21 protein-coding genes are annotated in these 20,737 nt (G+C 73.4%); 8 read left to right on the top strand and 13 right to left on the bottom strand.

All coding sequences use genetic code 11. The features are described 5' to 3' along the window. Window positions 1–86 precede the first annotated feature (86 nt). Window positions 87–437: a hypothetical protein gene (locus tag ABTX81_RS04835; protein ID WP_350541534.1), complete on the top strand. Its 351-nt coding sequence runs from the start codon at window positions 87–89 to the stop codon at window positions 435–437. Here the strand turns inward: ABTX81_RS04835 and ABTX81_RS04830 are convergent. The 3 genes from ABTX81_RS04830 to ABTX81_RS04820 all read right to left on the bottom strand — a co-directional run bounded on the left by ABTX81_RS04830 (window position 416) and on the right by ABTX81_RS04820 (window position 4,281). Continuing rightward, window positions 416–2,299, bottom strand: coding sequence for a S9 family peptidase (locus tag ABTX81_RS04830; protein ID WP_350541533.1), 1,884 nt, complete (start codon window positions 2,297–2,299; stop codon window positions 416–418). The two genes, ABTX81_RS04835 and ABTX81_RS04830, sit on opposite strands and share 22 nt — an antisense overlap. A 104-nt stretch (window positions 2,300–2,403) precedes the next feature. Continuing rightward, entirely contained in the window at window positions 2,404–3,861 is a 1,458-nt protein-coding gene (locus tag ABTX81_RS04825) for an MFS transporter (protein ID WP_350541532.1), read from the bottom strand. Window positions 3,862–3,903: 42 nt separating this feature from the next. Further along, the gene (locus ABTX81_RS04820; protein ID WP_350541531.1) at window positions 3,904–4,281 is read right to left on the bottom strand and encodes a nuclear transport factor 2 family protein; all 378 of its coding nucleotides are present in this window, start codon (window positions 4,279–4,281) and stop codon (window positions 3,904–3,906) included. A gap of 151 nt (window positions 4,282–4,432) precedes the next feature. On the opposite strand from ABTX81_RS04820, the gene ABTX81_RS04815 reads away from it, so the two are divergent. Further along, a complete protein-coding gene (locus ABTX81_RS04815) occupies window positions 4,433–7,132 on the top strand; it encodes a helix-turn-helix transcriptional regulator (protein WP_350541529.1) in 2,700 nt (899 codons plus the stop codon). 6 nt (window positions 7,133–7,138) lie between these two features. On the opposite strand, the gene ABTX81_RS04810 is transcribed toward ABTX81_RS04815, so the two are convergent. Then, window positions 7,139–7,315 (bottom strand): hypothetical protein, encoded by a 177-nt coding sequence (locus ABTX81_RS04810; RefSeq protein ID WP_350541528.1) that lies wholly within the window; start codon window positions 7,313–7,315, stop codon window positions 7,139–7,141. A 96-nt stretch (window positions 7,316–7,411) separates the two neighbouring features. Here ABTX81_RS04810 and ABTX81_RS04805 point away from each other — a divergent pair, with 96 nt between their 5' ends. Continuing rightward, window positions 7,412–7,630 (top strand): DUF397 domain-containing protein, encoded by a 219-nt coding sequence (locus tag ABTX81_RS04805; protein ID WP_350541527.1) that lies wholly within the window; start codon window positions 7,412–7,414, stop codon window positions 7,628–7,630. 47 nt (window positions 7,631–7,677) lie between these two features. Here ABTX81_RS04805 and ABTX81_RS04800 read toward each other — a convergent pair whose 3' ends face one another. The 3 genes from ABTX81_RS04800 to ABTX81_RS04790 all read right to left on the bottom strand — a co-directional run bounded on the left by ABTX81_RS04800 (window position 7,678) and on the right by ABTX81_RS04790 (window position 10,321). Beyond that, entirely contained in the window at window positions 7,678–9,000 is a 1,323-nt protein-coding gene (locus tag ABTX81_RS04800) for a UDP-glucose dehydrogenase family protein (protein WP_350541526.1), read from the bottom strand. Window positions 9,001–9,390: 390 nt separating this feature from the next. Continuing rightward, entirely contained in the window at window positions 9,391–9,879 is a 489-nt protein-coding gene (locus tag ABTX81_RS04795; RefSeq protein WP_350541525.1) for an NUDIX domain-containing protein, read from the bottom strand. Window positions 9,880–10,066: 187 nt separating this feature from the next. Continuing rightward, entirely contained in the window at window positions 10,067–10,321 is a 255-nt protein-coding gene (locus ABTX81_RS04790) for a hypothetical protein (protein ID WP_350541524.1), read from the bottom strand. Between the two features lie 112 nt (window positions 10,322–10,433). On the opposite strand from ABTX81_RS04790, the gene ABTX81_RS04785 reads away from it, so the two are divergent. The 3 genes from ABTX81_RS04785 (at window position 10,434) to ABTX81_RS04775 (ending at window position 11,811) form a co-directional block, all read left to right on the top strand. Next, on the top strand, window positions 10,434–11,261 hold the full coding sequence (locus ABTX81_RS04785) for a helix-turn-helix domain-containing protein (RefSeq protein ID WP_350541523.1): 828 nt from the start codon (window positions 10,434–10,436) through the stop codon (window positions 11,259–11,261). Then, window positions 11,258–11,461 (top strand): DUF397 domain-containing protein, encoded by a 204-nt coding sequence (locus ABTX81_RS04780; protein WP_350541522.1) that lies wholly within the window; start codon window positions 11,258–11,260, stop codon window positions 11,459–11,461. Before ABTX81_RS04785 ends, ABTX81_RS04780 begins: the two co-directional genes overlap by 4 nt. Window positions 11,462–11,604: 143 nt before the next feature. Continuing rightward, window positions 11,605–11,811: a DUF397 domain-containing protein gene (locus tag ABTX81_RS04775; RefSeq protein WP_350541521.1), complete on the top strand. Its 207-nt coding sequence runs from the start codon at window positions 11,605–11,607 to the stop codon at window positions 11,809–11,811. A gap of 214 nt (window positions 11,812–12,025) precedes the next feature. Here ABTX81_RS04775 and ABTX81_RS04770 read toward each other — a convergent pair whose 3' ends face one another. Further along, window positions 12,026–12,754: a GbsR/MarR family transcriptional regulator gene (locus ABTX81_RS04770; protein ID WP_350541520.1), complete on the bottom strand. Its 729-nt coding sequence runs from the start codon at window positions 12,752–12,754 to the stop codon at window positions 12,026–12,028. 228 nt (window positions 12,755–12,982) lie between these two features. On the opposite strand from ABTX81_RS04770, the gene ABTX81_RS04765 reads away from it, so the two are divergent. Next, complete coding sequence (locus tag ABTX81_RS04765) at window positions 12,983–14,182, top strand: serine hydrolase domain-containing protein (RefSeq protein WP_350541519.1); 1,200 nt, start codon at window positions 12,983–12,985, stop codon at window positions 14,180–14,182. 75 nt (window positions 14,183–14,257) lie between these two features. Here ABTX81_RS04765 and ABTX81_RS04760 read toward each other — a convergent pair whose 3' ends face one another. From ABTX81_RS04760 to ABTX81_RS04740, 5 genes are all read right to left on the bottom strand, one after another. Beyond that, on the bottom strand, window positions 14,258–14,902 hold the full coding sequence (locus ABTX81_RS04760; RefSeq protein WP_350541518.1) for a DUF4937 domain-containing protein: 645 nt from the start codon (window positions 14,900–14,902) through the stop codon (window positions 14,258–14,260). A 146-nt stretch (window positions 14,903–15,048) separates the two neighbouring features. Beyond that, window positions 15,049–16,353: an MFS transporter gene (locus ABTX81_RS04755; protein ID WP_350541517.1), complete on the bottom strand. Its 1,305-nt coding sequence runs from the start codon at window positions 16,351–16,353 to the stop codon at window positions 15,049–15,051. Between the two features lie 21 nt (window positions 16,354–16,374). Then, complete coding sequence (locus ABTX81_RS04750; RefSeq protein WP_350541516.1) at window positions 16,375–17,361, bottom strand: transaldolase family protein; 987 nt, start codon at window positions 17,359–17,361, stop codon at window positions 16,375–16,377. Beyond that, a complete protein-coding gene (locus tag ABTX81_RS04745) occupies window positions 17,358–18,635 on the bottom strand; it encodes an MFS transporter (RefSeq protein ID WP_350541515.1) in 1,278 nt (425 codons plus the stop codon). Before ABTX81_RS04745 ends, ABTX81_RS04750 begins: the two co-directional genes overlap by 4 nt. 5 nt (window positions 18,636–18,640) lie before the next feature. Beyond that, window positions 18,641–19,180 (bottom strand): VOC family protein, encoded by a 540-nt coding sequence (locus ABTX81_RS04740; protein ID WP_350541514.1) that lies wholly within the window; start codon window positions 19,178–19,180, stop codon window positions 18,641–18,643. A 216-nt stretch (window positions 19,181–19,396) separates the two neighbouring features. Here ABTX81_RS04740 and ABTX81_RS04735 point away from each other — a divergent pair, with 216 nt between their 5' ends. Beyond that, window positions 19,397–20,608, top strand: coding sequence for a serine hydrolase domain-containing protein (locus ABTX81_RS04735; protein WP_350541513.1), 1,212 nt, complete (start codon window positions 19,397–19,399; stop codon window positions 20,606–20,608). Window positions 20,609–20,737: the final 129 nt, after the last annotated feature.

Raw genomic sequence — 20,737 nt, 5'->3', positions numbered from 1 at the left:
GCGGCGCGTAGTCGCACTTGCGGCCGCTGCCGTTGCTGCCGCTGCCGTTCTTGTCGGAGTCGTACGTGTCGCTGTGGTGCCGCGTCGTGCGGCCGCTCTTGGAGCCCTTGGACCCCTTCGACCCGCTCGACCCGCCGGACCCCTTCGAGCCCGACTTGGCCAGCACCACCACGCCCTCCTCCGTCGTACCGAACGCCGCCTTCACCACCGTGGAACTCACCGTGGGGGACGGGAACGGGGCGGCCGACGGCGAGGACGACACCGTCGGCGAGGGCGGCGGCGGGCAGGCCGCGCTCCCGCCCCCGCCGTCGTCGTCCTGGCCCGAGCAGCCGGTGAGCACCAGCACCCCGGCCACCCCCGCCCCCACGATCGTCAGCAGACGCCTCACCCCGTACCCCCCGTTCTCCTACGTCCCCTACTGCTCCGTGTCCGCCTGATTCTCGCCCACCGCCGGGCCGCCGAGGTGCCGGCGGACGAAGTCGATCTCCAGCCGCAGCTGCTTGATCCGCTCGTCCACCACCAGCGACCCGTGCCCGGCGTCGTAGCGGTACACCTCGTGCGGCTTGCCGAGCCGCTCCAGCCGCTCGACGTAGTTGTCGATCTGCTTGATCGGGCAGCGCGGGTCGTTCACCCCGGCGCTGATGTACACCGGTACCCGCACCCGCTCGACGTACGTCAGCGGCGAGGACGCCGCCCAGCGCTCGGGCACCTCCTCCGGCGTGCCGCCGAACAGGGTGCGGTCGATCGCCTTCAGCGCCTCCATCTCGTCGTCGTACGCGGTCAGGTAGTCCGCGACCGGCACGGCGGCGACGCCGAGGCTCCACAGCTCCGGCTGCGTCCCGAGCCCGAGCAGCGTGAGGTAGCCGCCCCAGGAGCCGCCGGACAGCACCAGCCGCTCCGGGTCGGCCAGCCCGCTCGCCACCGCCCACTCCCGGACGGCCGCGATGTCCTCCAGCTCGATCAGCCCGACCCGCTCGCGCAGCGCGTCCGTCCAGGCCTGGCCGTAGCCGGTGGAGCCGCGGTAGTTGACCCGGACCACCGCGAAGCCGTGGTCCAGCCAGGCGGCCGGTCCGGCGGCGAAGGAGTCGCTGTCGTGGTGGGTCGGGCCGCCGTGGACCTCGAACACGGTCGGGAACGGACCTTCGCCCGCCCCGGCCGGCCGCTGGACCAGCGCGTGCACCCGCCCGCCGGGCCCCTCCACCCAGACGTCCTCGACCGGCACCGAGCCGGGCGGCACGGCGCCGGGCGCGCGCAGCACGACGGTGCCCGCGGTGGAGCGCACGGCGGACGGCTCGGCGGCGGAGGACCAGAGGAACTCCACCGTGCCGTCCGGCCGCGGGCTGGCCCCGCCGACGGTGCCGCGCGGGGTGTCCAGGCGGGTCAGCACGCCCTCGTCCAGGGAGTACGAGAACAGCTCGCTGCGCGCCTCGTACTCGTGCTCGATCAGCAGCGTCCGGGCGCCCGGCCGCCACTGGGCGGAGACGTCGCCGGGCAGCTCGCGGCCCTGCTCGTCGCGGAGCGGCAGCGCCGTCTCGGCGCCGGTCGCGACGTCCCAGATCATCGGCTCCCAGCGGCCGGTGCGCTGGTGGGCGACCAGCAGCCGGGTGTCGCCGTCCAGCGGCGCGAAGCCCAGGCAGGCCACCCCGCGCGGCTCGTCGCGGCCGGTGACCTCGTCCAGCTCGGCCACGGTGGTCACCTCGGCGCCGTCGGCGGGCAGCCGCACGACGCGGATGGAGCCGTGCATGGCGTCGCCGTGCTCGGTGTGGTCGATGGCCAGCAGGGTGCCGTCGTGGCTGAGGTCGCCGACGCCGCCGTACTCGGCGTGCCGGTAGATCTCGACGGCCTCGGCCGCCCCGGAGCGGCGCAGGTGCAGGGTGGTGCCGCCGTCGTCGGTGGACCGGCCGACCACCACGGTGCCGTCCCGGCCCAGGGCGAGACCCGCCTCGTAGGACGGGGCGAGGCCGGGGACGGCCTCCTCGTCGGGGCCCTCGGCGCCCTCGGAGCGGCCGGCGAAGGGCTGGCGGCGCCAGATGCCGAACTCGTCGCCGTCGCTGTCGTCGAACCACCAGATCCACTCGCCGTCGGGGGACAGCTCGGCGTCGGTGGTGCCGTTGGGGCGGTCGGTGACCCGCCGGTGGGTGTCGGTGGCGCGGTCCCAGGCGTAGACCTCGTAGGTGCCGCTGGCGTTGGACACGTACAGCGCCCGGTCGGGGGCGTCCTCCGCCCAGTCCGGCAGGGAGACCCGTGCCGCCCTGAACCGCTGCTCCCACGCCGGTACGGCGCTCTTCTCCTCGCTCATCCACCCATCCAACCCGATCGGGGGGAGGAAACGGAACGGGAGGGCGAAACGGAAAGCGGGGAGGACCGTGGTGCGGTCCTCCCCGCCGGCGCCCCGGCGCGGGCTCACCCCGCCCGTCGGGGCAACAGCTGCACCAGGCCCACCAGCAGCACCTCCAGCACCGCCAGCGCCGCGAGGCTGTGCCCGAACGCGGCGGCCGGGTCGTCGGCGGCGTAGTAGAGGATGCCGAGCAGCGCGACCCCGAGCGCCCCCGCCACCTGCTGGACGGTGGCCACCAGGCCCGCCGCCGAGCCGGCCAGCCGCGGTTCGACGCCCGCCAGCACCACCGACGTCACCGGGGCGACCACCAGGCCCATCCCGAGCCCGTCGACGAACAGGCCCGGCGCCAGCCACCAGACGCCGCCGGTGGTGCCCGCGGCGTGCACCGCGAGCTGGAGCAGGCCCAGTCCGGCGGCCATCAGCAGCCCGCCGAGCGCGATCGTCCGCCGGCCCAGCCGGGCGACCACCCGGTGCGCGGTGGTGGAGGTCAGCAGGTAGCCGACGCCGATCGGGGTGAACACCAGGCCCGCGCCGAGCGCGTCCAGACCGCGGCCGGTCTGCAGGTAGAGGGCGAGCACCAGGAAGAACGACGCCTGGCCGAGCCAGAAGGCCAGCTGGGCGAGCAGGCCGGTGGTGAACACCCGGTCGGCGAACAGCCGGGTGTCGACCAGTGGCGAGCCGCCTGCCCGGCCGCTGCGGTGCTGGTGGACGGCGAAGAGCGCGAGCAGCACCGTCGAGCCGCCCAGGCCGAGCCAGGTCCACAGCGGCCAGCCGGCCCCGGGGCCCTGGATCAGCGGCAGCACCAGGCCGGTCAGGGCGACGGTGACCAGCGCGACACCCACCGGGTCCAGGCCCGGCCGGCGCGGGGCGCGCGACTCGGGCAGGCAGCGCCGCACCAGCGCCAGGGCGGCCAGGCCGACCGGGAGGTTGAGCAGGAAGCAGGTGCGCCAGTCCAGGCCGAACAGGTCGGCGCGGATCAGCACCCCGCCGATCAGCTGCCCGAGGACGGCGCCCAGGCCCATGGTCAGCCCGTACATCGAGAACGCCCGGGCCTGCGCCGCGCCGCTGTACGCCGTCCGCAGGATGGCCAGCACCTGCGGGCCCATCAGCGCCGCCGCCAGCCCCTGGGCGATCCGGGCGCCGACCAGCGCGCCCGCCGTCGGGGCCAGGCCGCAGGCGGCCGAGGCCAGGGTGAACAGGGCCAGGCCGAGCCCGAAGACACGGCGCCGGCCGTAGCGGTCGCCGAGCCGGCCGGCGGTGATCAGTCCGGTGGCGAGGGCGAGGCCGAAGCCCGCGACCACCCATTGGACGGCGGCGGGCCCGGCCCCGAGGTCGGCCTGGAGGGAGGGGATGGCCACGTTGACGACGAAGACGTCGAGGGCGGTCATGAAGGTCGCGGTCAGCAGGACCGGCAGCAGGCCGCGCGGGGCGGGTGCGGCGGTCGATGTGGCCGGGCGGATCGCGTGGGCGGCTCGGGCGGCTCGGGGGCCTCGGGGGGCTCGGGGGGTGAGCGTGCTGGACAACTCTTCATCTCCTGTGGGGGGTTGGTGCCCGGTTCGGCCGGCTCAGGCGCCCGGGACGCGGTCGAGGAAGCCGTACACCGAGGCGATCCGGCCCTCGGCGTCGGCGACCAGCACGTCGAAGCCGATGACCAGCGGCTCCTCGCCGGCCGGGCCGAGGTTCCACGTGAAACGGGCGATGTCGTGGTGGGCGTCGACCGGGCCGAGGGTGAACACCAGCCCGGGGAACTGCGCCTGGGCGGCGCCGATCAGCGCGTCGACGCCCGCGCGGCCGGTGACAGCGGCCAGCGGGTCGGTGTAGGTGCCGCCCTCGGCCCAGGCCTCGTCGATCAGCTTCCGGCGGGCGGCCGGGTCGGTCTCGTTCCAGGCGGCGAGGTAGCGGGCGGCGAGCTGCTGGAGCACGGTCGGCTGGGTGGTGGTCATGGTCTTCTCCCTTGTCCGGTGGGGCTGTTGGCGGGCCGTTCCCGCTGGTCGAAAAGGTACGGACGGCGGGCGGCGGGCGAATCCGTCATGGATAGGTAGGGCGTACGTAGGCCGCCGCCAGTAGGGTCGGGGCAACGGGAGGGGAGCCTGGATGCTGTACGGGCGGGAACGGGAGCGGGCCGCCGTCGACGCGCTGCTCGACGGGGCGCGGGCCGGCCGCAGCGGCGTTCTGGTGCTGCGCGGCGAGCCGGGGATCGGCAAGACGGCCCTGCTGGAGTACGCGGTGGCGGCGGCCGGGGACGGCGTCCGGGTGATCCGGGCGACCGGCGTCGAGTACGAGGCCGAACTCCCCTTCGCGGGGCTGAGTCTGCTGCTGGCGCCCGGGATCGACCGGCTGGACGCCCTGCCCGGTCCGCAACGGCGTTCGCTGGAGGGCGCGTTCGGGCTCGGCGAGCCGTCCGGCGGCGCGGACCGGCTGCTCGCGGGGCTGGCCACGCTCGGGCTGCTCGCCGAACTCGCCTCCGAACAGCCGCTGTTGTGCGTCGTCGACGACGTGCAGTGGTTGGACCGCCCGTCGCTGGACGCCCTGCTGATCGCGGCCCGCCGGCTCCAGGCGGAGGGCGTCGCCCTGCTGCTCGCCGCCCGGGACGCGGGGGCCGGGGCGGACGTGCTGCCGCTCGCCGGGCTGCCCGAACTGCGGCTGGCCGGGCTCGCCGAGGCGGACGCCGTCCGCTTGCTCGCCGACCGCGCGGGCGGGGCGCTCGCCGAACCGGTCCGCCGGCGGCTGCTCGCCGAGGCCGCCGGGAATCCGCTGGCGCTCGTCGAACTTCCCTGTTCCGAGGTGGATTTCGGCTCCGGAGGGCTCGCGCTCACCAGCCGGCTGCAGATCGCCTTCCACGGCCAGGTCACCGGCCTGCCGGCGGCCACCCAGACGCTGCTCCTGGTCGCCGCCGCCGAGGAGAACGGCGAACTGGACGTCGTCCTGGCCGCGGCCGCCGCCCTCGGCGTGGACACCGGCGCGCTGGCCCCCGCCGAACGGGCGGAACTGATCGCCGTCGGCGCCGACCGCCGGCTCGCCTTCCGGCATCCGCTGCTGCGCGCCGCCGTCCTCCAACGAGCGCCCCTGCAGCAGCGGTTGGCCGTCCACCGGGCGATCGGCGAGGCGCTGGAGGACGGCGACCGGCGCACCTGGCACCTCGCGCTCGCCGCCACCGCGCCCGACGCCGAGCTCGCCGACGCGCTGGAGCGAACGGCGCTGAGGGCCGAGGCGCGCGGCGCCCACGGCGGCGCGGCGGCCGCGTACGAGCGTGCCGCCGGGCTCACCCCGGACCGCGACGGCGCCACCCGCCGGCTGGTGCTCGCCGCCGAAGCGGCCACCGAGGAAGGCAAGTTGGAGCAGGCGGAGGCGCTCGCCGACCGGGCGGGAGCGCGTACCGACAGCGTCTTCGCGCACGCGCTGCTCGACCAGGTCCGGGCGGTCGCCCACTTCTGGCGCGGCGCCTACCCGGCCGCGTACCGGCTGCTGCTGGACGCCGCCGCCACCGACATCGAACCCGCGCACGCGGCGCGGATGCTGCTCCAGGCCTTCCACGCCGCCTGGTACGTCGGCGAGGAGCCGGTGGCCACCGTGCTCGACCGGCTGGCGGCCCTGCCGCTCGGTCCGGAGGAGCCGCTCGCCCCGCTGGCCCGGCACCTGCCGGCCGCCGTGCTGCCCGCGCTGGGGCGGCCGGCCGCTCCTGTGCCGGACGTGCGGGTCACGGTGGAGGCGGCGCGCAGGGCGGGGGCGGAGAGCCCCGTCGACCTGGTGCAGCTGTGCGGGGCGGCGCTCGTCCTCGGGCGCGACCACGAGACGCTGGAGCTGGCGGCGGAGCTGGTCGCGGAGGCGCGGGCCAAGGGGACGGTGGGGGTGCTGTCGACGCTCCAGTTCTTCCTCGCCGAGGCGGAGTTGTTCCACGGCCGGCACCGCGACGCCGAGGTCACGGCGGCGGAGGGGTACGCACTGGCGCGGGACACCGGTCAGCATCAGTGGACCAGCCAACTCGCCTCCATACTGGCGTGCTTGGCTGCACTCGGCGGAGCCGACGAGCGGTGTGCGGAGCTGGCGGCGGAGGCGCTCGCCTCCGGTTCCTCCGCCCCCGCCGCCGGCGAGCCGTGGGCGCGGTGGGCGCTCGCGCTGCTGGACCTGGGGCGGGGACGGGTGGCGACCGCCGCCGACCGGCTGCACGCGCTCACCACGGGGCCGTACCAGCACCACGTGGGCGCGACCCGCGCGGTGCCGGACTTGGTCGAGGCGGCCGTCCGGCTGGGCGAGCCGCAGCGGGCGTCGGAGGCGTACGAGCGCTTCGCACGCTGGGCGGGCGCGGCGGGGACGCCGTGGGCGGAGGCGCTGCGGCTGCGCTGCCAGGCGCTGTTGGGGTTGGACGAGTTGGCCGAGGCTGCCTATCTGGCTGCTCTCGACCTGCACGAGGGCAGCCACCGTCCGTTCGAACAGGCGCGGACGGCGCTGCTGTACGGGGAGTGGCTGCGACGGGAGCGCCGGCGGACGGATGCGAGGTCGCACCTGGGCGCGGCACTGGAGACGTTCGAGCGGCTGGGCGCGAAGCCGTGGGCGCACCGGGCGCGAGGGGAGCTGACCGCCACCGGCACCGCCGCGCCGACGGCCGAGGCGGGGGCGTTGACGGCACTCACACCGCAGGAGTTGCAGATTGCCCGGCTGGCGGCCCAGGGGCTCACCAACCGGGACATCGCGGCGCAGTTGTTCCTCAGCCCGAGGACGGTGGGGCACCACTTGTACAAGGCGTATCCGAAATTGGGGATCGCCTCGCGCACGGAGCTGACGGCGCTGTTCTGAGCGGGGCTATTCGGCGGGGATGCCGCGGAGGAGGAAGAGGAGGTGGATGCCGCGGGTGAGGGCGGTGAGGGCGTGGGTGGTACGGCGCTGTTGTTCGGGCTCCATGGCGTCGGCGAGTTGGTGGGGCTGGAGCCAGCGGACGGCGGTGATGGTGGCGGGGGCCGGTGGCGGGCAGACAGTCACCCTGTGGGCTAGAGACTACGATCGGCTTCAGGTGGGATCCAGCTCGAATGTGGCATCCCTCGAAATGATCCGTGCAGCCCGGAAGGACCTCCGATCATGAGCCGCACCGCCCCCGTAGACCTGACCGGCGCCGCCTGGCTGAAGTCCAGCTACAGCCAGAACGGCGGGAACTGCATCGAGGTCGCCCCTGGCTTCCCGGCCATCGTCCCCGTCCGCGACTCCAAGGACTCCACCGGCCCCGCGCTCGTCTTCCCCACCTCCGCCTGGCGCTCCTTCGTCACCGCCGTCCAGGCCGGTGAGTTCGGCACCATCTGAGGCCTACTCGCCGATGTGCCTCAAGGTCGAGGCACATCGCCGACCACCTACTTCCCCGGCCGGCCGAGCTGGTGGATGCGCCAGCCCGCGGTGCGCCAGGGCGCCGGGTCGAGGGTGGTGCGGCAGTCGACCAGCACCGGGTTGGCGGGCAGGTCCACCAAGGCGGCGGGGTCGGCCTGTCGGTACTCGGGCCATTCGGTTGCCAGGACCACCAGTTCGGAGTTGGTGAGCGCGGCGGTGAGGTCCGTGGTGGAGTCGAGTTCGGGGTTGCGGACCATGGCGTTGGCCACGGCCCGGGGGTCGTGCACGGTGACGACGGCGCCGGCCCGGTGCAGGGCCAGGGCAAGGGCCAAGGCAGGGGACTCGCGGACGTCGCTGGTGTTGGGCTTGAACGCGGCGCCCAGCACGGTGACGCGGGTGCCCCGGAGCGGCCGGTCTCCGAGGGCGTCGATGATGAGGTCCACGGCGACGCCGGTGCGGGACTCGTTGATCTTCTCGGCGGCGAGCAGGAGATCCGCTGCGGCGGTGGCGCCGAGCATTCGGGCGGAGGCGGTGAACGCCCTGACGTCCTTGGGCAGGCAGCCGCCGCCGTAGCCGATTCCCGGCTGCATGCCGCCCGCGCCGATCCGCGGGTCGATGCCCAGGATCTCCACGATCTTCGCGACGTCGCCGCTGGCCTTCTCGCACATGTCCGCGACGCCGTTGATATAGCTGATCTTGAGGCCGAGGAAGGTGTTCGCCGCGCCCTTCGCCAGCTCCGCCGTCGCGGGGTCGCAGACGAACAGCGGGACTCCGGTGTCCAGGATTGCGGCGTACACCGTGCGGATCGCCTTCTCGCCCTCCGCGCTGGTGACCCCGGCGATGATGCGGTCCGGGCGCAGGGTGTCCTCCACCGCGTGGCCCTCGCGAAGGAACTCCGGGTTCCAGACGACCTCGACCTCGGTACCGGCGGGGGCCAGGCGCTGGGCGAGGGCGGTGACTTCGGCGGTGGTGCCGACGGTGACCGTCGACTTGCCGACGATCGTGCAGGCCGTGGTGAGGTGCGGGGCGAGTTGGCGGATCGCGCCGAAGACCTGGCCGTTGTCGTAGGAGCGCCCGTCGGCGTCGATCGGGGTACCGACGCCGATGAAGTGCAGTTCGGCGAAGCCGGCCGCTTCGGCGATGTCGGTGGTGAAGCGCAGGCGCCCGCCGGCGATGTGCGTGGCGAGGAGTTCGGGCAGGCCGGGTTCGAAGATGGGGCACTCGCCGTTGTTGAGCCGCTCCACCTTGTCGCGATCGACGTCCACGCCGATGACCTCGTGCCCGAGGTCGGCCATCGCCGCCGCGTGCGGGATGCCGAGGTGGCCGCAGCCGATCACGGAGACGCGCATGGAGGGTCCTTGTCTTGGCGCATGGGCACACCGTTACTCGGTGTGCCCATGACGCTACCGGTTGCTGGAGGGCCGGTCGGATGGATTCGATGGCCCGCCACTGGGACGGGGGCGGGTGGCGGTGGCCGCGGACCGGCTGCACGCGCTCACCACCAGGCCGTACCGGCACCGCGTGGGCGCGGCCCGGGCGATGCCGGACCTTGTCGAAGCGGTCGTCCGGCTGGGCGAGTTGCAGCGGGCGGCGGAGGCGTACGAGTGCTTCGCGCGCTGGTCGGGCGACTGGACGCCGCCCCACCAGCTCCGTGCGCGCGGCTTTTCTGAGCGGACGGAGGTCCCTGCCGCCCGGAGTGAGGAGGGCGGCAGGGATTCAAGGACGGCGTCGTGCTGTGGCTATTCGGCGGGGATGCCGCGGAGGAGGAAGGGGAGGTGGATGCCGCGGGTGAGGGCGGTGAGGGCGTGGGTGGTGCGGCGGTACTGGTCGGGGGGCATGGCGTCGGCGAGTTGGTGGGGGTGGAGCCAGTGGACGGCGGTGATGGTGGCGGGGGGTCGGTGGCGGGCGACGGTGGTTTCCTGCGCGCTGGTCAGCGTCCCGCCCCAGTAGACGAAGTTGATGCCTTCGGGGAGGGTCTGGGCGTCGACGTAGTCGGTGACGAGGATGTGGCGGAGGGGGAGGACGAGGCCGGTTTCGGTTTCGGTGTGGCGGCGGGCGGCGAGGTGGGGGAGTTCGTTGGCCTCGGCGCTGCCGCCGGGGAGCATCAGGCCGGACTTGTAGGCGGTTCCGATGAGGAGGACGGCGCCGTCGCGGTTGAGGATGAGGGCCTGGTGGCCGAGGCGTCGGCGCGGGGGGTTGGTGAGGATGGTGGGGAGGTTGTGCAGCATGAGGGGGTGCTCCTGTTCGGCGAGAGCCAGGTGAAGCAGGCGGGCAGTCCGGTGGAGATGCCGGCGGTGAGGATCAGCCCGGATATGAGGAGTTGGGGTGCGAGCGGCCCGTTGTGGATGGGCCAGCAGGAGAGGGCGGCGGTGAGGGCGGAGAGGGCGGCAACGCCGAGGACGGTGGCGAGCAGCTTCACGCCACGTCGGCGGTGCGCGGCCGGCTGGGGTGCTGGACGCTGACGAAGCGGGGTGAGGGGAGGGGCTGGACGGCTTCGGGCTTGGTGGTCCACTCGCAGCCGCCGGCGAGGGGGCGGAGGTAGACGAGCCCGGTGAGGGTGTCCATGTAGACGCCCTCGACGGGCTGGCCGGTGAAGTCCCGGTGCCCGAGGTCCCGGACGACCTCGCCGATGTGGGGCTGGTAGGTGGGGGTCGAATTCTTTCGCGACATAACGGTCGCTCCCTTCCGTAGTCGGTTCACTACCCGGGGCGACTCACTGTGGCGTACAGTCGAAGCAGTCTTCAACGTGTCAGGCGTGCTCGAATAGTTAGGGCGCTGGTTCGTGAACAAGGTTGAGCTGGACCCGGATTCATCTCCCGCAGCGGCGTTCGGCGCCTTCCTCCGCACGTCACGCGAGGCCCGAGGGTGGACCCAGGACGAAGTGGCGGAGGCGACGGGCTATTCGGCGACGCATATCTCGGCCGTGGAAACTGGCCGGCGTCCGCCAACCACGCGCCTCGCGCTGAGACTTGACCTCACCTTCGGAACAGATGGCGTGTTCAAGCGGCGGGCCGGCGACGTGAAGTACTCGGCGTTGCTGGAGGGATTCCCGGAGTACGTGACCCACGAGCGGCGTGCGGTCGAACTCAGACTCTTCGTGCTCGGCATCGTGCCGGGCCTGCTCCAGACCAAGGAGTACGCGGCGGCCATCGCCGCCGGGGCGGTTCGCCGGGGGAGCATCACGCCGGAGCAGGCTGACGAGCGAGTGAAAGTCCTGGCCAGCAGGCAGGCCCAACTGCGCCGTGAGCCGTCCCCGCTGGTCCACGTGGTCATGGACGAGAGCTGCATCCGCCGGCCGGTCGGTGGCCCGTCGGTCATGGCTGCGCAGCTGGATCATCTGATGGACTTCGCCGAACTGCCGAACACCGTTCTCCAAGTGGCCCCGTACGCCATAGGAGAGGACCGGTCGTTCGACCTGCCGGTGAACGTGCTGACGCTTCCCAGCCGCGCTTTGATGTCCTACGCGGAATCCGCCCAGCAGGGGCATCTGGAGCGGGACAGCGAGGCGGTGCTGCCGGTGCTGACGTCCTACTATCAGCTACAGGCCCTCGCGCTCTCCCAGGCTGAGTCCGTGGCCCTGATCCGCCAGTTAAGGAAGGAACTCCCGTGACCGCCGATCCTCAGTGGTTCAAGTCCTCGTACAGCAGCAACGGCGGCGACTGCGTCGAGGTCGCGCGGAACCTTGCCGCCGACGGCATCGTCCCGGTCCGCGATTCCAAGGACCCTCACGGACCCGCACTCTTTTTTCCGTCCTCCGCGTTCGCCGTGTTCATCGCCTCCGTTCAGGCAGGCGAGTTCGGCGCCATCTGACCACCGTGTCTTGGGGGCCCTGACCGCTTCGCCGGTCAGGGCCCCTTCTCGTTGCACGGCCGGTTCCGGAGTTCACCGGGCTTCTCTGCGCGTCTACCGTGGACAGAGCGTGGATCCGCTGGGATGGAGGGAACCTGAAGGCCATGGATGTTGATCTGTCCGGTGCCAACTGGCACAAGAGCACGTACAGCCAGAATGGCGGGGCCTGTGTTGAAGTCGCCCCTGGTTTCCCCGGCCTCGTCCCTGTCCGTGACTCCAAGGACCCGTCCGGCCCTGCGCTTGTCTTCCCTGCCGACGCGTGGCGGTCCTTCGTCACCGCCGTTCAGGCAGGCGAGTTCGGCGCCATCTGACCGTCGAACTCCGATGGCCCTGACCGCTTCACGGTCAGGGCCATCGTCACGTCCGGGCTGCTTCGGGCTCGTACGACAGGAGCATCCGAGGCCGTTCGAGGTCAACAGTGCGGAGCCGCACTGCCTCCGTAAGCGGATCTCTCGTGGTCCCACGGCCATGAGTACTCGCTCATCCGCTGATCATGGCGCCCCGTGTCATGGTGCGCCACCAAGCTCACGTCTCCCGCTCGGCCTTCTGCGCGTCCAGGTGCTGCCGGCACCGCTCCAGCAGCTCCCGCATGGACTGGCCGATGATGACGAAGAGTTCGGCCGACGAGGCGAACCGGGCGCCCGCAGGCGTGTCCGTGCCCAGAACATCGGCACCCTGGCGAGCCATGCCCGCCAGGGTCTCGTTCATCTCCGCCGCCCCCAGCAGGGAGCGGAGCCAGATCTCGTCGTCGGTGACATAGCGCTCGCGGCGCTCGCCGGGCACGCGCTCCCGCCTGACCAGCCCCTGCTGTTCGAGGAAGCCCACCGCGTGGGAGACGGACGCGGCGCTCACCCGGAGCCGCTGGACCAGATCGGCCGCCGTCAGACTGCCGTCGTCCGTCGTGAAGATCGCGGCCAGTACCCTCGCCTCCATCTTCGGGAGACCCGACTGCGCGAGCATTGCGGTGAAGGTCTCCATGAACCCCTGCACCGCCTCCGGATCCCGCCCGTACCCGCTGTCCGGTACGGCTGGCGCCACCGGCTGGGCCTTCCTCGCCCGCCGGGCCCGCGTCGCGGTGTCCTCCTCCGCCCGCTCCGCCCGGTAGCCCTCCGGGCCGCCGTTGCGGGTGACCTCGCGCATGATCGTCGAGGCCGGCCGCCCCAGCCGCCGCCCGAGTTCGGCGTACCCCAGTCCTTCGGCCAGGCCCGCGGCGATGCGCTGACGGTCCTCGCTGGTGAGTCTGCCTCCGGGCATCGGTCCTCGTCCTCCGTCTGTCGACCACGTGCTGCGAAGTATGCATTCACTCGGAACTCATTGCAAAGGCGATCGCATCCTCCATTGCATTCAGGCTCATGCTCATTGCAATAGAAGCCCTAGATGCCTTGCCGTGTCTGGCCATTGCGCGTTGACTGATTCATGAACGCAATGTAGCTTCGTCATTGTTCAGAGGTTCTCGAACAGCAATGAGTGGGGAGACTCATGATGGACAAGAACAAGCTGCGCGCCGTCCTGGAGCGTCACGTCGACTCCGGCGACATCCCCGGCGTCGTCGCCCTCGTCGGCCACGGCGACGAGACCCACGTCGAAGCCGTCGGCACCATGAGCCACGACGGCGGCGCGCCGATGACGCGCGACACGATCTTCCGGATGGCCTCGACCTCCAAGCCGGTCACCATGGCCGCCGCCGCGATCCTGCTCGACGAGTGCCGGATCCGGCTGGACGACCTCGTCGAGACCTGGCTGCCCGAACTCGCCGACCGCCGGGTGCTGAAGCGGATCGACAGCCCGCTCGACGACACCGTCCCCGCCCGGCGGCCGGTCACCGTCCGGGACGTGCTGACCTCCACCTTCGGCATCGGCATGGACATCACGGCCCTCGGCACCCCGATCATGACCGCGATCATCGAGAACGGCCTCACGCCCGACCTGCCGCAGCCGATGCCCGAGCCGGACGAGTGGATCCGCCACCTCGGAACGCTCCCGCTGATGAACCACCCCGGCGAGCGCTGGCAGTACCAGATCGCCAGCGACGTGCTGGGCGTGCTCGTGGCCCGGGTGACGGGGCAGCCGTTCGAGGCCTTCCTCCACGAGCGCGTCTTCGGGCCGCTGGGCATGCGGGACACCGGCTTCCACGTGCCGGCCGACAAGATCGACCGGCTGCCGCCCCTCTACGCCCCCGACCCGGAGACCGGGGAGTTCCACGTCTGGGACGAGCCGGCGTCGGGGCGCTGGAGCAGGCCCCCGGCGTTCCCGGGCGGTGGCGGCGGGCTGGTCTCCACCGTCGACGACTTCCACGCCTACTTCCGGATGCTGCTGAACCACGGGAAGCACGGCGGCGAGCGCATCCTCTCCCGCCCGGTCGTCGAGCTGATGACCACCAACCGCCTCACCGCCGAGCAGACCGCCGCCCGCGAGGTCCTGGCCCGCGACAACGTCCACCTCTCGTACGGCCAGGGCCAGCACGGGGGTTGGGGCCTCGGGATGGCGGTGCGCACCTACCGCGGCGACTACGCGCCGATCGGCCAGTTCGGCTGGGACGGCGGCAGCGGCACCTCCACGTACGCCGACCCGGAGAACGGGATCACCGGCCTCCTGCTCACCCAGGTCGGGATGACCGTCCCGAACGCGGCCCGGCTGATCCACGACTTCTGGACCACCGTCTACCAGTCCGTCGACGCCTGAACCACCCCACGACACCGAAGGAGCACACCATCATGTCCCTCACGCTGACCGACCAGGACAGGATGACCCGCACGATCAACGAAGCCCCGGCCGCCTGACCGGCAGCACGGTCCACGCCGGCTCCAGGGGCAGCAGGTGACCGGACAGCGCGCGCACGTCGTCCCCGGGCGCCGCGCGCTCGCGCAGGGCGGGGAACGCCTCGGCGGCGTAGCGCCGGTGGGCGGCGGCGCCGGACCACAGGGTGGTGACCAGGTAGCGCTCCGGGCCGAGTCGGGTGACGACGCCGCCGAGCATGCCCCCGGACGCCGCCATCCCGGGCGCCCACACCCTCCGCTGCACATCGAGGAAGTGCGCCGCCCGGCCCGGCCGCAGACGGCAGTCGGCGACGCGCAGCAGGGCGGCGGTCTCCATCGCCCGGGACAGGTCGGGCGCGTCCCCGGCCATCTCCTGGACGACGGCCCCGGCGGCGGTCCCGATCGCCGCGTACGTTCCGCCCTGGCCGCTCGCGGCGACCACCGCGTCGTGCCGCTCGCGCATGAACCGCCCGTACGCCTCCTCGTCGGCCCACAGGCCCAGGACCCGGGCGCACCCGCGGTCCCACCCGCCCACCTGCCCGACCAGCCCGGGCTGGTCCCCGATCGCCGCCCAGGCCCGCTGAGCGTCGGCGAACCGCTCCCGGCCCTCCGTCGGCACCTCGCACTCGATCCACTTGCCCCACAAGCGCGGCCGACCTCCTGGCGATCCGGTACCGGGTACCGGACCATGATCGGCGGCGTTCGCGGCCGGACGTCAAGGGGTCGCGGGTGCGGCCACGGAGTAGGAGGTCGGGCCGGCCGACGTCCTACTCCGTGACAGGGCCGGGGCTGTCAGCGGGCGGCCAGGGCGGACTGGATCTCCCTCAGGGAGCGGTTCTTGGTCTCGGGGACGCGGCGGGTGACGAAGAGGACGGCGGCGAGGGAGACGGCGGCGAAGAACCAGAAGACCCAGCGCTCGCCCACCGCGTCGGCGGTGGGGAGGAAGGCCTGGCCGACGACGAAGTTGGCGGCCCAGTTGACCAGGGCGCAGAGGCCGGTGCCGCGGGCCCGGGACTCGGGCGGGAAGATCTCGGCGGCGAGGATCCAGAAGACCGGGCCCAGGCCGATGGCGAAGGCGCCGACGTAGGAGGTCATGGCGACCAGGGCGACGGCGTTGCCGACCGGGCCGGGGTGGGCGGGGCCGAGGACGACGCCGAGGGCGGTGAGGGAGACGGCCATGCCGGCGAGGGACCAGAGCAGCAGCGGGCGGCGGCCGACGCGGTCGATCAGCGGGATGGCGGCGACGGTCAGCAGGACGTTCACCGTGCCGATGGCGACCGAGTAGCCGATGGAGCTGGTGGCGGGCAGGCCGGCCCGGGCCATGATGCTCGGGGCGTAGTAGATGATCGAGTTGATGCCGCCGAACTGCTGTACCGCCGCCAGCGTCACGCCGATCAGCAGCGCGGCGCGGGCGCCGGGGGTGGTGAGCAGGGCACGCGGCCGGCCGGCGCGGGGGCGGGAGGTCCGGCCGTCGAGCCAGGCCGGCGTCTCCGGGATGAAGAAGGTGCCGGCCAGCATCGCCACCGAGGGGATCAGCCCGACGGCGAACATCGCGCGCCAGTCGCCGCCGCCCGCGAAGGCCAGGTTGACCAGGTAGGACACCAGGATGCCGACCGTCAGCAGGATCTGATTGACCGTGATCATCCGCCCCCGCAGCCGTGGCGGCGCGATCTCGGCGAGGTAGAGCGGCACGATCGTCGACGCGCTGCCGACCGCCAGGCCGAGCACGGCCCGGGCGGCCAGCAGCGTCCAGAAGTCCGGGGCCACCGCGGCCAGCGCCAGCCCGACGGTGAAGGTGGCCGAGATGCCGATCAGCGCCTTGCGGCGGCCGAAGCGGTCGGCCGGGCGGGCGCCGGCCAGGGCGCCGACGGCGGCGCCGAGCAGCAGGGCCGAGATCACCGCGCCCTCCTGGAAGGAGTTCAGCGCCAGCTGGTCCTTGAGGAAGAGCAGCGCGCCGGAGATGACGCCGGTGTCGAAGCCGAACAGCAGCCCGCCGAGCGCCACCACGCCGGTGGCGAGGGCCATCCGCCGCACCGGGGGCGAGGGGAGCGCGTCCGACGGGGACGGGGTGAGGTCCAGGTGGAGCTGCGGGGCCATGGGCGAACTCCTGAAGGGCGGTCAGTGGTGGGCGTGGGCGGCGTCGAGGGAGCGCAGGACGGACTCGTGGCAGATGTCGAACCAGCGCAGGTAGGCGATCAGCCGCTCGGTGAACGCCTGCGCGTCCTGCTCCTCGCGGGTGCTGCGCAGGGTCCGGATCTCGGAGGTGCCGTCGAGGGCCTCCAGGGTGGGCGCGCACAGTTCGACGCAGGCGCCCGGGGCGGCGAGCGCGTCCAGGTAGCGGGCGGTCCGGTGGCCGGGCACGCCGTGGTAGAGCTGGGTCCAGACGAGGTGCTGCGGGCGGGCGCCGGCGGCGGCGAGGGCGCGCCAGCGGGTGGAGTCCTCGGCGCAGTGGGCGTCGGCGTGGACGCCGCGGGCGAGCCGGGTGGTGGCGGTGCCGGCCATGCCGCGCAGGGCCTTGGCCTCGTGGCTGCCGGCCCGGTCGAGCAGGGCGTCGATCTCGACGTCGATGCCGCCGACGCCGAAGGCCGCGACGGAGGTAAGGCCGGCGAGGTCGAGGCCGCGCCAGCGGGCGAGTTCGAGCCCGTCGAGGTGGGCGCGGACGGCCTGCCGGTAGCGGGCGACGGAGTGCAGCGGGCCGGTCCGGACGCCGATGCCCTCGCCGAGCAGGGTGGTCAGGGCGGCGAGGCCCGGGTCGGAGGCGGGCAGGGCGGGCAGCAGATTGGGCCGGTTGACGGCGGCGGCGAGCCGGCGGGCGGCGTGCACCTGGTCGCAGGCCTTGCGGCTGCGGGCGGCGACGGGGACGGAAACCAGCCCGTCACGGCCGTCGCCGCGTTCGTGCAGCGGGGACAACAGGTCGCACAGCCACCGGAGTTCGTCCTCGGGGGCGGGGCCGGTCAGGGCGACGGAGGTGATCCTCCCGGCCTCGACGAGGCACCGGATCCGGTCGCGCCCGGCCGGTCCGGACGGGGTGTGCTGGTACCAGACGGCGAGGCCGTCGGCCGGGCGCGAGGTGCGTGCCGGTGGGCGGTCGAGGGTGCCGATCATGCTCGGACGGTCCTTTCACGGTCGAGGGGGAGAGCGTGGGGAAGGGTGTGCTGAGCAAGGGGTGGTGGCGCGGGGGGCGTGGCCGGCCGCAGACGGGCGCAGGCCGCCACCGCGAGCAGCGCGCCCAGGCAGATCGCGGCGCCGAGCGGCACCACTGTGCTGACGCCGTGCGCGCTGACCGTCCAGCCGCCGAGCGCGGCGCCGGCGGCGATCCCGGCGTTGGCCGCCGAGACGCCGAGGGTGGCGGCGAAGTCCCCGCCCGGGCCCGCGAGTTCGACGATCCTGGACTGCAGCGCCGGGACCAGCCCGAAGCCGACCAGGCCCCAGCCGGCGACCAGCACGGCCGCCGCCGCGCCGGAGCGCCCGCACAGGTGCAGTGCCGGCAGCGCGATGGTCAGCCCGGCGCAGCCGGCGGTGAGCGTGGCGGCGGCCCGGCGGTCGGCGCACCGGCCGCCGACGAAGGTCCCGACGGCGGCGGCGGTGCCGAAGGCCAGCAGGTAGCCGCCGACGAGCCGGCCGTCGACCCCGGTGACCTCCGTCAGGTAGCCGGCCAGGTAGGTGTACGCGGTGAACTGCCCGGTGAACAGCACCACGGCGGTGCCGAGCAGGGCGAGCACCGGCCGGGAGAGCGCGCCGCGCGCCTGCCCGGCGAGGCCGGCGGCGCCCATCGCGGCGGTCGGTGGCACCGTGCGCCGGACCGCGAGGAGGGCGAGCGCGCCGAGGCCGGCGACGGCGGCGAGCGCGGCCCGCCAGCCGAGCGACTGCCCGACCAGCGTGCCGAGCGGGACGCCGAGCACGGTGGCGACCGAGATGCCGCCGAAGACCAGCGAGATCGCCCGCCCCTGCCGGCCCGGTCCGGCCAGTGCGACGGCCACGCTGGTGGCGGCGCCGACGATCACCCCGTGGGCGAGTCCGGCGGCGCAGCGGGCGGCCAGCAGGACACCGATGCCGCCGGCCGCCGCCGCCCCGGCGCTCGCCGCCACGTAGGCGGCGAGCGCGCCGAGCAGCAGGGTGCGGCGCGGCAGCCGGAGGGTGAGCGCGGTGAGGGCCGGTCCGCCGAGGGAGATGCCCAGGGCGTAGCCGGTGACGAGCAGTCCGGCCGTGCCCAGCCCCGCCCCCAGGCCGTCCGCGATCGGGCCGAGGATGCCGACTACGGCGAATTCCGAGGTGCCGACGACGAAGGCGACGAGGGCGAGCGAGAGGAATGCGAGGCGATGAGACGATTCGCTGGCGAATCGATGGGACGGGCTTTTCTCCGGGCGGTTCGGCGGCATTGTCGTCAGCTCTCCGGCCAGTGTTCGGTGGGGAGGTAGAGGCGGGTTTCGGTGGCGTCCTCGTAGGGCATCCCCTCGGGCATATTGATGAGTTCCATGCTCATGCCCCAGGGGGTGGTGAAGTAGACCCAGCGGTCGCCCTTGATCGGGCCGTCCTCGATGGTCTCGGGGTCGCCGAGGATCGTGACGCCGGGGACCTTGCGCAGGTAGTCGGCGGCCTTGTCGACGTCGTCCACGTAGATCGCGAAGTGGTGCCCGCCGACGTCGCTGTTGCGGGGCTGCTCGCGGTCCTGGACGGGGGCGCTGTACTCGAAGAGCTCCAGGTTGGCGTTGGGGCCGAGGCGGAGCATGGCGATGTTCGCCGAGGCCCGCGGGTCCACGTTGAGCTTGCGCGCCATCCAGTCGGTGTCCGGGTCCTCGACCGGCCCGAGCCGGTAGGCGAGCTCGGCGCCGATGACGTCGACGAAGAAGTCGACCGCCTGCTGGAGGTCCGGCACGGTGTAGGCGATGTGGTGCACCGCCCGGGCGCCCGGAATCTTGGCCATGGGAATCCTCTTTCGTCCGTTCCCGGCCCGGCGGGGTTCCGCCGGCTGGTCCGAGAATGGGCCGCCGGCCCGGTGGGGGGCAATCGTCGGCGGAGGACTTTGTCAAGGTGCCAAACCGGGGGTGCGGGGATTCCCGGTTTCCTGCTTGTCGTGTTCTGCTGTCGGTCCGATCGTGGTTTTCCCGTCAAGTCAAGAATTCGAGCGGAGTTGGTTCACATGACGATCACGTCGCCGGTCGCCTCCGGGGTGCACGTCGCGGGGTACGCCGCCCCGGGGTTTGAGCGGGTCCGCGCGGAGTTCGAGCGCAACCTCCTCGAACGGGACGACCTGGGCGCCGCGTTCTCCGTCCACCGCGGCCGCGAGGTCCTGGTGGACCTCTGGGGCGGGACGGCCGACCACCTGAGCGGCGCCCGCTGGGAGCGGGACACCCTCCAGACGATCTTCTCCGGCAGCAAGGGCATCACCGTGACCGCCCTGCTCAAGCTGGTCGACCGGGGCGGGATCGAGCTGGACCGCCCGGTCTCCCACTACTGGCCGGAGTTCGCGGCCGAGGGCAAGGGCGCGGTGACCGTCCGCGAGGTGGTCACCTTCACCGGCCGGCTGCCCGGCACCTGGACCGAGGTCACCCAGGACGACGCCAACGACCCGCTGCTGATGGCCCGGTTGATCGCCGCTCAGCCCCTGGAGAGCGACCCGCGCGCCGAGGGGATCCTGTACGGGCCGCTGTCGGCCGGCTGGATCGTCGGGGAACTGGTCCGCCGGGTGGACGGCCGTCCGCTGGACCGGTTCTTCCGCGAGGAGATCGCCGTCCCGCTGGACCTCGACATCCACTACGGCACCGGCCCCGCCGACTGGCCCCGGCTCGCCCGCACCACCTACGGCAGGAACTTCCTGCCCCAGTTCACCGGCTTCTTCCACAGCGACGACCCGCTGACCCGGCGGATCTGGCAGAACCCCCAGCCGTTCCCGGACGACGAGGGCGTCTGGGGCCGGCCGGAGCGCCGTTCCGCGCTGATCCCGGCGATCAACGTCAGCGGCACCGCCCGGGCCTTCTCGGCCTTCTACGGGATCCTCGCCGAGGACGCCCGCCGGCCGCTGGACGACCGTCCGCTGCTGCTCTCCCGCCGCCTGCTGGACGAGGCCCGCGGGGTGTACGCCCGCAAGACCGACCAGCTGATCGACGTGGTGATGGCGTACGGCGGGGGCGGCTACCGGCTGCGGACCGCCGAGCGGCCCGGCCCGGACGGCGAGACCTTCGGCCACGACGGCGGGGGCGGCTCGGCGAACCAGGCCTGGCCCCGGGCCGGGCTCGGCGTCTCGTACGTCATGAACCGGCTGATCGCGCTCGGTCCGGACGACAAGCGGGCCGGCTCGCTGCTCAAGGCGCTGGCCGCCGATGTGACGGACCTGGGCCTGATGGAGCGGTGAGCGGGTCGGGCGGCGGCCGGGGCCCGGCAGGGGAAAGGGCCCCCACGGGGGTAGGGGGCCCTTTCCGAAACCGGTGCCGAAGCCGGTGCCGGATCCGAGACCGGTGCCGGATTCGGCACCGGAGCCGGT

It is taken from the genome of Kitasatospora sp. NPDC097605, from assembly GCF_040302725.1.
In the GTDB taxonomy this organism is placed as follows: Bacteria; Actinomycetota; Actinomycetes; order Streptomycetales; family Streptomycetaceae; genus Kitasatospora.
This window is presented reverse-complemented; position numbering and strand designations above follow the sequence as displayed.

Excerpts from the sequence above, each read along its gene's own strand:
- ABTX81_RS04775 (WP_350541521.1), top strand. The coding sequence starts at position 11,605 with ATGGATGTTGATCTGTCCGGTGCCAACTGGCACAAGAGCACGTACAGC.
- ABTX81_RS04830 (WP_350541533.1), bottom strand. The coding sequence starts at position 2,299 with ATGAGCGAGGAGAAGAGCGCCGTACCGGCGTGGGAGCAGCGGTTCAGG.
- ABTX81_RS04765 (WP_350541519.1), top strand. The coding sequence starts at position 12,983 with ATGGACAAGAACAAGCTGCGCGCCGTCCTGGAGCGTCACGTCGACTCC.
- ABTX81_RS04815 (WP_350541529.1), top strand. The coding sequence starts at position 4,433 with ATGCTGTACGGGCGGGAACGGGAGCGGGCCGCCGTCGACGCGCTGCTC.
- ABTX81_RS04750 (WP_350541516.1), bottom strand. The coding sequence starts at position 17,361 with ATGATCGGCACCCTCGACCGCCCACCGGCACGCACCTCGCGCCCGGCC.
- ABTX81_RS04735 (WP_350541513.1), top strand. The coding sequence starts at position 19,397 with ATGACGATCACGTCGCCGGTCGCCTCCGGGGTGCACGTCGCGGGGTAC.
- ABTX81_RS04800 (WP_350541526.1), bottom strand. The coding sequence starts at position 9,000 with ATGCGCGTCTCCGTGATCGGCTGCGGCCACCTCGGCATCCCGCACGCG.
- ABTX81_RS04790 (WP_350541524.1), bottom strand. The coding sequence starts at position 10,321 with ATGTCGCGAAAGAATTCGACCCCCACCTACCAGCCCCACATCGGCGAG.
- ABTX81_RS04740 (WP_350541514.1), bottom strand. The coding sequence starts at position 19,180 with ATGGCCAAGATTCCGGGCGCCCGGGCGGTGCACCACATCGCCTACACC.
- ABTX81_RS04755 (WP_350541517.1), bottom strand. The coding sequence starts at position 16,353 with ATGGCCCCGCAGCTCCACCTGGACCTCACCCCGTCCCCGTCGGACGCG.
- ABTX81_RS04770 (WP_350541520.1), bottom strand. The coding sequence starts at position 12,754 with ATGCCCGGAGGCAGACTCACCAGCGAGGACCGTCAGCGCATCGCCGCG.
- ABTX81_RS04795 (WP_350541525.1), bottom strand. The coding sequence starts at position 9,879 with ATGCTGCACAACCTCCCCACCATCCTCACCAACCCCCCGCGCCGACGC.
- ABTX81_RS04805 (WP_350541527.1), top strand. The coding sequence starts at position 7,412 with ATGAGCCGCACCGCCCCCGTAGACCTGACCGGCGCCGCCTGGCTGAAG.
- ABTX81_RS04745 (WP_350541515.1), bottom strand. The coding sequence starts at position 18,635 with ATGCCGCCGAACCGCCCGGAGAAAAGCCCGTCCCATCGATTCGCCAGC.
- ABTX81_RS04820 (WP_350541531.1), bottom strand. The coding sequence starts at position 4,281 with ATGACCACCACCCAGCCGACCGTGCTCCAGCAGCTCGCCGCCCGCTAC.